This window comes from Pleionea sediminis (assembly GCF_007570825.1).
In the GTDB taxonomy this organism is placed as follows: Bacteria; Pseudomonadota; Gammaproteobacteria; order Enterobacterales; family Kangiellaceae; genus Pleionea; species Pleionea sediminis.
The window spans coordinates 1,830,912-1,844,870 of record NZ_SUNB01000001.1 but is presented as its reverse complement, the minus strand read 5'-3'; the positions used below and the strand labels follow the sequence as shown (position 1 = coordinate 1,844,870).

Here is a 13,959-nt window from a genome sequence, read left to right as displayed (position 1 = left end):
TTTTATTGAACTAACTATCTTTTTATCACATCCTCAGCAGAACGCAAAGAGTTTTACCGTGCGGGAATTTGGGAATTCAACTAAGATTCTAATGTAGCAAGATCAGCGACTTATTGAAATTGAACCGTTATTAAAATGAAAAATATGCTACTTAAATTATCATTGGTCCACTGGATTCTCGTAATATCTCTTTTGCTGCTGTTATCCCCGATAGTAGTAGATTGGTTGTATTTCCTTTATACCAATCAAAAGCTAGATTCCAATAAATTACTGTTCGATGTTGAAGTTGCCATCATTACCGCAATCGTTCTGTTTTTGCCGGTTTATTTACTCTTAACGAAAGTGCACCGTAAAGAAATTCAGTCACTTGAAACCAAACGTAACGTAGCAGAGCTTATTGACCATGCAGCAGATATGATCTTAATAACACGACCCAACGGTCAAATTATTAATGCCAATAGAAAAGCTTGTCAGGTCCTTGGGTTTTCTGTCGAGCAACTAAAATCGATGCACAATACAGATATTGATATTGAATGCACCCTTTACCGAAATCCCAAAATGCACCAACAGCTTTTTAGCGGACAATCCCTTACTTTTGAATCCACCTACCGTACAGCAGATAATGAGCGAATTCCTATCGAGAATCATATTTCAATTGCCGGCTGGATGGACGGTACGCATTACTTGGAAATTGCTCGAGACATTACACGCCGGAGGAAAGTTGAAAAAGAACTTTATGACTCAAAAGAAGCTTTAGAAAGAGCACGAAATAGGCTAGAAAGCCGAATGCAAGAACGCAATGAAAAATTGGTTGAAGAAGTTCACAAACGCGAAATGACAGAAAAACGCATTTATGAAATCCGTCTTTTATTAGAAAACCTCGTTAACTCAATGCCCTCAGTCATCATTGCTCTTGATGAAAATCTAAAAGTGACACAATGGAACTTAGAAGCTGAAAAGGTTTTTGGTGTATTCGAAGGGGCAGCAATAGGTCAGGTAATTACACAATTATTGCCCCAATTTAAGTCCGTTATTTTTAAAATGATACGTCAAAGTAATAAAGGCACTAGAAAACTTTATCGAAACATCAATATACGAATGGGAGAAGAGAACAAACAGTTTGAAGTTATGGTTTATCCACTCAGTCAAAACGCGAGCTCAGACGATCCAGGAGTGGTAATCCGACTAGACGATATTACTGAAAAAGCACATTTTGATGAAATGCTGGTGCAAACTGAAAAAATGCTCTCACTCGGTGGACTTGCGGCAGGTATGGCTCATGAAATCAATAATCCTCTGGGAGCTATTCTACAAAGCACTCAAAACATTAACCGTCGCCTTTCACCGGACTTTCCAAGGAATCAAAAAATCGCAGAGCAGCTAAACCTTGATCTCGACAAAGTCGTCCAATATCTAGAAAAACAAAAAATACATTCAGCGCTAGGTGCCATAAAAGAAGCCGGAGAACGCGCTGCTACCATTGTTTCTGATATGTTAAGTTTTGCGCGTCCCAGCCAAGGAGAATCAACAAGCATCAATATTGAAGAAGCCCTACTAACCTCGATACGACTTGCGAAAAAAGATTTTACTCAATATCGTGAACATGGTTTCCGCGACATAAAAGTGGAACAACAAATAGAGCCCGACTTACCCACGATTAAGGCGCAAAAAAACCAACTACATCAAGTGCTACTCAATCTGTTAATCAACGCCGCTCAAGCACTAGCTGCTCAAGAAGACAATACTCACCCAACAATTACAGTCAAGGCACATATGGAATCGGTAAACCTTCGAATTGACATTATGGATAACGGGCCTGGGATGCCAGAAAAAATACGTAAGCGAGTTTTCGAACCATTTTTTACAACCAAGCCAGAAGGAAAAGGAACTGGGCTCGGACTTTCCGTTTCTTATTTTATAATAAGCGAGCAGTTAAAAGGTCAATTACGTGTCGAGTCTGCGCCTGATCTTGGTACTTGTTTTACAATCCTTATTCCTGCAAAAAATGAGGATGAAATAAAAACTCAAACAGAAGTTCACGAAGAGCAAATTCAGTTACCCTTCGAGAACATCTAGTCAATATTTACATTAATCAAAATGGCTTTCTTTGCTGCCAGCGAGTAAATAAGCCAAACAAACAAAATAGTGCAAAACCAGAAAATATGATTAGCATCCACTCTGGCATATTAAGCCATAGAAACTCCCAGCCATCTTCTTTTGCACATTCACCAGAACCTTTCAGCACAACTTCAACGACTTCTAAAAATGGCAATACATCCATCAAGTAATCAAGAGCAGGACCGCAGGCTGGAACTAAATGCTCAGGCAAACTTTGAAGCCAAACATGTCGACCACTCAAAAAGATTCCCAGTACCGCTATCAATAACCCAATAACAAAATAAACCCACTGCATTTTTGCTTCAGGGCGCGGACCGTGAATTGCCTTAACAAGAAACCATGCTCCAAAGGCCATAACCACCATGCGTTGAAAAATACACAATGGACAAGGCTCCAAGTTTTCAACATGCTGAAAATAAAGTGCAGCGCCAATTAGAGCAGCACAAAAAGAAGCGACAAGGAAATTAAACCAGCGAGTGTTGATCACACGCTGGCTTTGTAAAATCAAACCGGTCATAATTTCTAAGATCTTTAAACAAAGAGCTCGAGAATATCAAACCCTCATTAAAAATCCACGTTAAAAAATGACAAAACTGTTTCTATCTGTGTTTAACTTTTAGATAGCTAATTAACTCGTAAAGGCAGGAGCAAGACCAGAGCCCCAAAAAATTACGGTCACAGCTAACATCCCAACCAGAATACACATACAGGCAGTAATAATTGAGCCAGCAAACATAAAGCCGCGCTCTTTATCGATACCCATCATAATAGGAACGCCGGTATATAAAAGATAAACAGCCCAAGCAATTGCGACGAGAGAAAGAAGCATGTCCATCCAAAGAATTGGATAAGCGCCGAAAACACTGACAAGAAACAAAGGTGTGCAACTGTACGCGGCTAAGTTCATACAACGTTTCATTGAAGGACTCGAACCATAGGTTCTCGCCATCCAATGAATAAATGCTGCCAATGCGAAAACTGCAGCTAAAATAGCAAAGTATGCAGCAATGGAAAGCTTTAGCGCACTGTCTACAGTGAGCCGCTGTGTTTCTTCTGTAAAACTCAAACTCCAGCCAACGTAGGTACTTCCGACAAAGGCAGCCGATGGAGGAATTAATGCCATCACAACCAAAAATTTAAAATAAGTTTTTACAATGGAATCATTTTTTTCTGAGATTTTTTGCCATTGCTGCTCTGGCTCATAAAGCAACCCAAAAGTATTTCTCAACGACATGAAACCTGCCCTCATTTAAATTAACTCTTACTAGCATATTCCTTTTTTACGCCAATGCCGAGCTGCAACGCAACAAAAGATTAAACAAAACCAATACCTTAGAGCTGGATCAAAGAAAACATCATTAATTAAAAAAGTTTATATTTTTATCGAGATTTTTAATACATTTTAGTTATGTCCGTTTCTTTTCAGCGATAAATTAGGTATAAAGTGCGTCAGCCTAGACACTTTTTTATGGATGCTTGCGATTGCAATGGAGTTACTCAATGCTTAACCGTGGTTTATACGAACTTCTACCTTTCATTTATTTAATAACGTCTTTGGCATTGGTTATTTTTATTGATCAACCCACTCGCTGGATACCAGCTTTATTTTTTGGAATGAGTGGAGTAATGGTCCTTAGGTGGCGATATCAAGAACGTAGACGTTCTCGATCATAAACTTTTAACGTCATTTCGTTATTAAAAATAATTTTCTAATAATTTAAAAAGAGAAAAAGATAATCAAAGGACTTTGAAGGGAACTATTAAAAATATTCTACAAATAAAAAAGCCCCACTATGTGAGGCCATTAAAGGTTTTCCAGTCTGCAAGACCCGGTTTGTCCGAGTTTCTTTGTATTCGCTAGCGCAAAAACTTTATAACAAACCGTGATTCGCGTTGCAAATATTTTTTTACAATTGAGTTAAACTACCAAGAAATGTGTTCTAGTTTGTTTAAAAAACAAACTTATCACTTCCTTTTCAATGCATCCGCCAGCGCCATACCTAACGCTCCAGTCGGTGCATTAGTTACCTGTTTACGACCGCCAGAATGTTTTTTCTTTCGCATTGGGCGTTCTTTAGCCATTGGTTGTGTCGCTCCTTCTGGATTAGGACCAACCATTGATAAGCCAATTCGACGTCTTTTGACATCAACATCAACCACATGGACACGGACAATATCTCCTGCTTTAACAACTTCTCGAGGATTAGAAATAAATTTATCCGACATTACTGAGATGTGAACCAGCCCATCTTGATGAACGCCCACATCAACAAATGCTCCAAAGTCGGTGACATTAGTTACCGCACCTTCAAGTTCCATACCTGGCTTTAAGTCCTCAAGGCGCTCTACACCGTCTTTAAACTTTGCCATTTTAAAGTCACCGCGAGGATCCCGTCCGGGCTTTTCTAGTTCTTTTAAAATATCAGCGATTGTCGGTACACCAAACTGCTCGGTAACAAACTCTTCCGGAGTTAGTTTACGGATGACATCCGCTTTACCCATAACTTCTTTAATATCTTTCCCACCAACCTTTTCCAAAATGTTTTCCACTACTGGGTAGGATTCTGGGTGAACGGTCGAAGCATCGAGTGGGTTTTCGCCATCAGCAATACGTAAAAACCCAGCGGCCTGTTCAAATGCCTTTGGACCTAGACGCTCTACATTCATTAGTTGTTTACGATTTGCGAAACGACCATGCGACTCTCTAAAACTCACGATGTTTGAAGCAAGAGTTTTATTAAGTCCAGACACACGCGATAGCAATGGTGCTGATGCTGTATTCAAATCAACACCAACGGCATTTACACAGTCTTCAACAACTGCCCCCAAAGTTTTCGAGAGTTGGCTTTGACTAACATCGTGCTGATATTGACCAACACCAATTGACTTAGGTTCAATTTTAACCAGCTCCGCGAGAGGATCTTGCAATCGACGTGCAATCGATACAGCACCACGGAAAGAAACATCCAGATCTGGAAATTCCAACGCAGCAAGCTCTGAAGCAGAGTAAACAGATGCACCAGCTTCACTTACCATAATGCGATCAAATTTCAATTCGGGATGCTTTTTTTGTAACTCAGTCACTAATTTATCAGTTTCACGCGAAGCCGTTCCATTGCCAATACTGACCAAATTAACTTTATGCATCTCACATAAAGTCGCTAACTTGCGAATTGACTGGTCCCATTGATTTTGCGGTGCATGAGGAAAAATCGTCGTGTGTGTGAGTAGCTTACCCGTATCATCAACGACAACGACTTTCACACCGGTTCTTAAACCAGGATCCAGCCCCATGGTGACTTTTGCCCCAGCGGGTGCTGCCATTAGAAGATCCCGCAGATTATTTGCAAAAACATTAATTGCAGCGGTTTCCGAACTTTCTCTTAATCGACCAACAAGCTCTGTCTCAAAATGCATGTGTAATTTAATGCGCCATGACCAAAGTACTACCGTTTGCAGCCAAGAATCTGCCGGGCGGCCTTCGTTTTTAACTCCAAATCGGTCGGCTATCATTTGCTGACAAGGATTAGGAGCATTCTCGTCCTCGAGCATTTCTTTAGTCGGAACTAGCTGAAGGCTTAGTACGCCTTCATTACGCCCTCTTAGAACAGCCAAAGCACGGTGCGAAGGAATTTTGCTCAATAACTCAGAGTATTCAAAATAGTCTGAAAATTTACGTCCCGCTTCTTCTTGTCCTTCGACTAGAGTTGATTTAAGAAAACCATTTTCCCACAAAAAGTCTCGCAACTGGCCTAACAAAACAGCATCTTCCGCAAATTGCTCCATCAGTATTTGTCGTGCGCCATCTAACGCAGCTTTGGTGTCTTCTATTTTATGCTCGGGATTCAGGTAATTTGCAGCTTCTGTTTCTGGCTCGAGTGATGGATCAGACAATAAACTTTGAGCTAGTGGTTCCAAACCTGCTTCACGAGCAACTTGGGCTTTTGTTCTTCGTTTTGGCTTATAAGGCAGGTACAGATCTTCAAGTTCAGTTTTTGTTTCAGCAGCTTTGATCGACACTTCTAATTCAGGAGTCAATTTCTCTTGATCGGCCACACTTTTCAAAATAACAGAACGTCGTTCTTCCAGTTCCCTTAGATAAGTTAGGCGCTCCTCAAGTGTCCTCAACTGAGTGTCATCTAAACCACCCGTTACTTCTTTTCGATAACGAGCAATAAATGGTACTGTCGATCCTTCATCCAATAATTGAATAGCGGCTTCAACTTGTTGCGGCTTGACCGCTAACTGTTCTGCAATTCGTTGTGCGATATTTAGCATGTAGAGTTTCCTGCCCCGCTTATTAAAATGATAGTGAAATAATGAAAGCCAGCGATTATAACTAATGCTGGCTCTGAAAGGGAGCGTCACCTTTTTCTATGGCAAGAAAATACCAATAAATCGTTACATTCAAATGCTTGAGACAAAAGATAATTCATTGATACCATGGAAAAAATGCGATTCGTGCTAAACTTCTAACTAAGCGTGCAAAAAGAATAAAAATAGGAATTAATTGGGTATAAGACCATGACTGAAGAAACCCCGAAAATATTAGTTGTCGACGATGACCTTAGATTGCGTAGCTTATTAGAGCGGTATTTAAAAGAACAGGGGTATATTGTTCGAACTGTTGCCAATGCCGAACAAATGGACCGCTTTCTCGAACGCGAAAATTATCACTTAATGGTCTTAGACTTAATGCTTCCCGGTGAAGATGGCTTATCAATTTGTCGCCGACTTCGCTCAACGGAAAATCAAATACCTATCGTGATGCTCACCGCCAAAGGTGACGAGGTAGACCGAATCATTGGTCTAGAACTTGGTGCCGACGATTATCTCGCAAAACCATTTAATCCCAGAGAGCTACTGGCACGTGTCAAAGCGGTTCTGCGCCGCCGCATGAAAGAAATACCAGGAGCTCCAAGCACAGAGGAAAAAGAAATCCAGTTTGGCGAGTTCAAACTCAATTTAGCAACTCGAGAAATGAGTCGCGGTGAGCAAGTTATGAACTTGACCAGTGGCGAGTTTGCCGTTTTGAAGGCTCTTGTTTCCAATGCTCGTCAGCCGTTATCTCGCGATAAATTAATGAACCTGGCTCGAGGTAGAGATTACAGCGCACTGGAGAGAAGCATTGACGTACAAGTCTCCAGACTTCGACGAATGATCGAAGATGATCCTGCTAAACCGAGATATATCCAGACCGTTTGGGGCGTTGGCTACGTTTTCGTACCTGATGGTGGAGCAGCTTAAACCCTAACAACCTGAAATCTAAAAACGAATTTACAGTCTTTCCAATAAAAAAATTATGACCAATTTATGAGAATACTGCCTCGCGGAGCATTCGGCCGAACAGCGTTACTGATAGCGGGGCTGCTATTCGTAAACCTAATTGTTTACTTGTTCATGACTGCGTTTCTAGTTGTTCAACCGAGCAACGATATTTTGATGAAACAAATGGCCAATCAAATGAACACGATTGTTATACATGAGCAAAGTAACGTTTCCGATGATGTGCGTGAAGCTTTCGCTGAATCAACAGGTATTCAAGCATTTCCATTCAAAGAAGCATTAGGCAAAGGGTTGTCCGATGCCATTTATTACAAAAGCTTGTCCACTCAACTTTCCAAGTATTTAGGAAAAGGAACAGAAATCCGAATTGAAGAATCTGATAAAGCCTACTATTGGATTCTTCATCCCAGACAAAAAGATATGTGGATTCGTATACCTTCGATACGTGTGGATTATCGTATCTATTTAGTGCCAGTAATGTACTTCACAATAATATTTATCTTAAGTTGTTTGGGTGGATGGTTGTTTGCCAAACAATTACATCGACCACTAAAACGACTGGAAGTTGCGGCTCGAGAAATAGGCCGAGGAGACTATCCCGGAAAGCTTAAAGAAAAAGGTGCAAAAGAATTAGTCGCGGTAACTCGTGCTTTTAATCAAATGGCTAAAGATGTTCATCAACTTGAAGAAGATCGAACTTTATTGCTTGCTGGTATTTCCCATGATTTACGTACACCTATTACACGAATTCGTCTCGCATCAGAATTTTTAGGAGAAGCCGACGAAGAAACTAAAAATGGAATAATAGCTGACACAGAAGACATGGATGCTATTATCGATCAATTCATTTCATTTGTCAGAGATGGTCGAGACGAGCCAGAAAAAGAAGTTAACATCAACGAAATTATCGAGCAAATTGCCGAAAATAACGTATTGCATCAACGTGATGTCAGAACCAATTTAAAACCGATTCCCGATTACCCAGTTAAGATTCTCGCCATGAAACGTCTTATTGGAAACTTAGTAGAAAATGCATTTCGGTATGGAGAACCACCGGTAGAAATATCATCTTGGTGCGACAATAAGAAAATAATAATTACCGTAAGTGATCATGGAAAAGGAATTCCGGATATGGACGTAGAAAGACTTTTTCAGCCTTTTGCCAGAGGCGAAGAAGCTCGCACCGGTAGAGGCTCAGGACTCGGACTTGCCATCGTAAAACGAATCGTCGAGCTTCACCATGGTGAAATTTACTTATCAAACTTACCACGAGGTGGTTTGGAAGCTCGCCTAGAATTCTTTACATAAAGTCATAAACCCAATTGAATTTTCTGGCCACCTAATAAAAAGCCGCTCAAATGAGCGGCCAAAGTTTAAAGCTTGGTCATCGTTATTAGTGTTAGTCCTGGCACTCCAGTTCCATATTAGTTTGGAACATGAAGTTAGAGGCTACCGTATGACGTTCAGCAAAGAACAAGTCAAATGTATATCGGTTGCCAGGAGTAATACCAAGCTCATCTGCGATTTCATCTAGATTAATAGTGCGCTCGAGTACTGAATGAACACCACCAATATCTATCGCTAGTTTGCCATTGATGAATACCCAAAGGTCATCATCACCACGGAAAGTAAATTCTTCACCACCTTGATAATCAAAGCTCAAGTGTGTCTCCAATGTGAAGTGATAGTTATGATCTGGGTCTGTTAAGCCCGAGTTACCATAACCCTCAAAATCAATTGGGAAGAAACTGGAGTTCTGATATTCCCAAATAGTAGAACCTTCTTGACGTGTAACTAACAACTCTTTTTGTAGAGTTTTGTTTTCAGATGGTACGTCGTTATACCACATATTAAAGTAGTACTGCCCATTGGTTGTCTGTGTAGAACCATCACCATGAGCATACACAGGCTTACCATCTTCACCTAATTGCGACTCTACAATTCCGTAGTCGATAGCTACGCGATATTGGAAGTCAGGATGGTGCTTAGTGAAATCACGAATTGTGACCGGAATTAACCGCTGTGAATCACTCGCATCACATGATTGAAGCTCTTCAACTTCAACAGAAACCGTATCAGGTTTACTGTCCAGCTCACCATCATTAACAATCAATTGAAGAACGTATGTACCAACCGCATTCGGTGTGAATTGAGGCTCTGCACTGCGTTCATTAAGCAATGTTACGGCTCCATTTCCAGGGTGAGAAACAACAGTCCAGTGATAACTAATTGCATCATCATTTGGATCAAAGCTTGCCGTTCCATCTAGATTAACTAGGTCACCAGTAAAGGCCGTTTGGTTTTCACCAGCGTTAGCAACTGGACGGATGTTCTCTTCGGTCTTAATAACCATAGAGTCAGCCGCACTATCCAACATTCCATCATTAACGATAAGTTGAACGACGTAGTTTCCTCCAGCATCAGTTTCAATGGTTGGATTCATTGAGTTCGCGCCCATTAATTGCGCCGAGCTAGAATCTGGCTTACTCACAATAGTCCAGCGGAAAGATAATCCGTCACCATCAGGGTCAGAACTCGCTGAACCATCAAGCGTAACAATCGAACCTTCAGAAGCCTCTTGATCAGGTCCTGCGTTTGCTACTGGCGGCAAGTTTTGCTCAACAACAACAACCGTTTGATCAGGCTCACTGTTTAACGAACCGTCATTAACGACTAATTCGAAAACAAATTGCCCTGCAGAATCTAACACTAAGTTAGGATTAACAATTGTCGTGTTCGACAATTGAATGTCACTGTTATCGGGCTTACTAACGATTCTCCAGCTGTAAGTCAGAGTATCGCCATCCGGATCATTACTTAATGAGCCATCTAAACGAATTTCTTCGCCAACTTGACCACTTTGATCAACTCCTGCATTCGCAACAGGACGTGAGTTTTGTGGAGATAGTTCAACATAATCAGGCTGACTATCAAGCTCTCCATCATTAACGACTAATTTAATTCGATAAACTTGACTGTCAGAAATAATAACTTCTGGTGTCACTGAGTTTGCATTATTGATAACAATGTTTGCATCTTGCTCCGCTGGAGATACAAGAGCCCAACGATAAGTTAACTCGTCACCATCAGGATCAGAACTTGCTGAACCATCTAATTGAACAGCTTCATTACGAACAAAAGTTTGATCTTGGCCTGCATTGGCAACAGGTGCAGTATTAATATTCTCTGCAGTAACTCGAACTTGGTCAGGTAAACTGTTTGACTCTCCATCACCAACGATAAGTTCGACTGTATAGACACCACTAACATCAGCAACAATAGAAGGATTTATAGTGTTCGCATTCATTAACGATGCAGAACTTCCTTCAGGCATGCCGACAAGCGTCCATTGATAACCTAATGGTTCACCTTCTGGGTCAAAACTTGCTGAACCATCAAGGTAAACTGTAACACCGGTATTAGTCGTTACATCTGAACCAGCATCCGCGATTGGTGCTTCGTTAATTTGTGAAACAGACACTGTGACAGAATCAGGATCGCTATCTAATTCACCATCGTTAACTGTCAATTGGGCCACATAATCTCCGACCACATCAGGTTGTAATGTCGGATTCACTTTATCCGAATTCATTAACACAATTGAGCTACCAGAAGGCGTACTTGTTAAGACCCAACTGTATGTCAAAGGATCACCTTCAGGATCGGAACTTCGAGACCCGTCTAACGTTATAACATCGCTAACTTGAGCATTTTGATCAATGCCTGCATTAGCTACAGGTTTCTCATTAGGTCGAATCACTGAAATTGATGCTGTGTCTGGCTGACTTGAAAGCTCACCGTCATTCACAATTAATTGCACGGAATATTGACCTTCAATATCAGCTGTAATAGATGCATTTACCGAAGAAGCATTTGTAATGCTTGCAGAGCTTCCATCCGGCTTAGTAATAAGTGACCAACTATAATTGAGCGAGTCACCGTCAGGATCAGCACTTGCTTCACCATTAAGCATGAAAGTTTGCTGAGTCATTCCAGATTGATCTGGACCAGCATTAGCCACCGGCGCTTCGTTGATTTTCACAACGCTAATGGTCATGCTATCAACATTACTGTCAACTAAACCATCGTTCACAATCAATTGAATAACATAGTTACCTTCAATATCTGGAGTGATATTCGGATTAACTGTATTGCCATTAAACAAAGTTGCCGCACTATTTGCTGGTTTATTTTGTATCGACCAACGATAAGTTAGAGAAGCACCTTCTGGATCACTACTCGCACTACCATCTAGCATGAACTGTTGACCAACATCTCCAGACTGGTCTGCACCAGCATTCGCTGTTGGCGCTTGATTTGGCGGTGTATCAACACTTACGTTAACCGTATCAGGAGCGCTATCTAGCTTGCCATCATTTACGATTAACTGAAGGCGATAATTACCCGTTCTGTCTGGTGTGAAACTTGGCTTCACAGCACTTGAATCATCCAACACAACATTACTTTGCTCTGGAGTCGATAAAATCATCCAGCGATAAGTCAATGCATCACCATCAGGATCAGCACTTGCACTACCATCAAGCTGTACCGAAGAACCAAGAGTTACAGAAAGATCGTTTCCTGCATTAGCGACGGGAGCTTGATTTGGGTCAACAACCGTAATCGTTGCTGTATCAGGAATACTGCTATCTTTACCGTCATTTACTATTAATTGAACTCGGTATCGACCAGCGATATCCGACTGCAACTGTGCTTTAACTTCAGTCGCTTTAAGTAAAGTCGCATTACTTGCAGCCGGCTTTTCGATTAGAGTCCACTGATATGAAATAGTATCACCGTCTGGGTCAAAACTATTTGAACCATTTAATTCGAATAATTGATTTAATAAACCTGACTGATCATTTCCAGCTTCTGCAACAGGAATATTATTTGGAAACTCACAAACAATTTCAGTTGCATCAGGATTATCAACAAATTCAGGATCAAAAGGATTTAACATGAAATCGCGCGATTTCTTCGGCTGGCTTAAAGCTAACTCAGAAAAAACGGTGTCTTTCTTAGCGCGAACAACAGGTAGTCGAGAATCATCATTTGGATTAAACATCCAAATGCCATATTTAACATCCAAATTCGCATCCGTATCAGTTGATCGGCAGAAACGATTGACACCATTTTCAATAACCTGACACTGAGCCCAGCTCACCAAGGAGCGGCCTGTACCATCTTGATAAGGCGTTATTGCGCTGTACCAGCCTGCTGAAGAATATTGCCCAGGATATAAATCAACCTCTTGATTCGTTAAAGCGCGTGGAGAAAACTCTCCAAATAAAGTGTTATTTTGGTCGCTTAACTGTGGTTGTAGTTCCAACAAACCACCACCAGAAATAGAATTAAATTGATGACTCACAACGACTTGCAGATTTCCATTTTCTGCTTGAAGTAAATTGTCGATAGCCAAAAATGCAGCTTCAGAAGTATCCATCGTGGCTGTTTTGTATAACTGCTCCATTGCTTTCGTTTCAGCATCAATAGTTAACAATTGATAATGATTAGTTACAAAAACTAGGCCGTTAGAAGTACGCTTAGCTAGCGAACACAAATTATCTTCTGTCCAGGTATTGGGTAGATTAAGGCCTAAAGCACCATCAACACTAAAGTCACCACTCGCAGCCTCACATTGAGTCGCTGGCTGTGTACTTCGCTGCCAACGCACAAAGGCAATTCGCCCATCTTTTAATAAAGCTGGGTTTAAATCATGATTAGTTCGACCGTAAGTCATTTGAATAAGATTTTGACCATCAATATCCATTCGATGTAATAAAGATGGATTCTCAATAGGATCAACTTTTTCACACAAATCACCGACTAACTCTATATTTTCACGAGGATTTGCTGGATCGCCTGCATCACGGTCAGAAGAAAACAAGATTCGACCATCATCAGTAAAAGTAGGATTTGTGTCTTGACCCGCGTTCGCCATTTCATCATCAGCGATAACACGGCGAATAGATTTATCTTCAAATGAATAAATGTAAATATTCCACGTTGAATGTGATAACTCAGTACTTGCACCACGTGCAGCAAACGCTAACTGAGTGCCATCGGGGGAAACACTCAAGTCTTTAACGTCATAATTTGAAAAACCAAAATACTCACTTAAAACTTCTGCTTCCAATGCATCGACTTCAATACCATCTCTAACCTTGAGTTGAGCTCCTGGGAAAAAGTCGTAAGGTGAATGTAGATCGAGCGGAGATTGATCTTCAGCCGTCAATGTCTCATCAAACTGTTGCATAAGTGCAACCGATTGCGAAGATAAACTTCTCTCGACAAAAGCAAATGGAATCGTTTGTTTAATATCCAGCTCTTGCTGCTCTTCTTCTGGCTCTTCAGTTTTACAGCCAAAAAGAATGGTTACGGTCAGTAATACGACCCAAATTTTATTAAGATTTAAAAATAAAGAAGACATATATTTCCCCAATGTTTCTTTTCTCCTTTGAGCGCAGATCTTGCCACGATCAACTCACCGAAATATGGATTAAAGTCACAGATCAGAACAATTCTCGTACAGAAAAATTTAAAAATGAGACGTGT

At 40.8% G+C, this 13,959-nt stretch carries 7 protein-coding genes; 3 read left to right on the top strand and 4 right to left on the bottom strand.

Annotated features, from left to right (window positions below):
* Positions 1–144 precede the first annotated feature (144 nt).
* Entirely contained in the window at positions 145–2,076 is a 1,932-nt protein-coding gene (locus FAX86_RS07475; protein ID WP_164503500.1) for a PAS domain-containing sensor histidine kinase, read from the top strand.
* A 16-nt stretch (positions 2,077–2,092) separates the two neighbouring features.
* Here the strand turns inward: FAX86_RS07475 and FAX86_RS07470 are convergent, their stop codons facing one another.
* The 3 genes from FAX86_RS07470 to FAX86_RS07460 form a co-directional block, all read right to left on the bottom strand.
* On the bottom strand, positions 2,093–2,635 hold the full coding sequence (locus tag FAX86_RS07470; RefSeq protein WP_144392708.1) for a disulfide bond formation protein B: 543 nt from the start codon (positions 2,633–2,635) through the stop codon (positions 2,093–2,095).
* Between the two features lie 111 nt (positions 2,636–2,746).
* Positions 2,747–3,352 (bottom strand): Yip1 family protein, encoded by a 606-nt coding sequence (locus FAX86_RS07465; protein WP_164503499.1) that lies wholly within the window; start codon positions 3,350–3,352, stop codon positions 2,747–2,749.
* Positions 3,353–4,083: 731 nt separating this feature from the next.
* A complete protein-coding gene (locus tag FAX86_RS07460) occupies positions 4,084–6,396 on the bottom strand; it encodes a Tex family protein (protein ID WP_144392706.1) in 2,313 nt (770 codons plus the stop codon).
* Positions 6,397–6,642: 246 nt separating this feature from the next.
* Between FAX86_RS07460 and ompR the strand changes: the two genes are divergently transcribed.
* Complete coding sequence (gene ompR, locus FAX86_RS07455; protein WP_144392705.1) at positions 6,643–7,365, top strand: osmolarity response regulator transcription factor OmpR; 723 nt, start codon at positions 6,643–6,645, stop codon at positions 7,363–7,365.
* 66 nt (positions 7,366–7,431) lie between these two features.
* Positions 7,432–8,712, top strand: coding sequence for a two-component system sensor histidine kinase EnvZ (gene envZ / locus FAX86_RS07450; RefSeq protein ID WP_144392704.1), 1,281 nt, complete (start codon positions 7,432–7,434; stop codon positions 8,710–8,712).
* Between the two features lie 91 nt (positions 8,713–8,803).
* Here envZ and FAX86_RS07445 read toward each other — a convergent pair whose 3' ends face one another.
* On the bottom strand, positions 8,804–13,834 hold the full coding sequence (locus FAX86_RS07445) for a PKD domain-containing protein (RefSeq protein ID WP_144392703.1): 5,031 nt from the start codon (positions 13,832–13,834) through the stop codon (positions 8,804–8,806).
* Positions 13,835–13,959 lie beyond the last annotated feature (125 nt).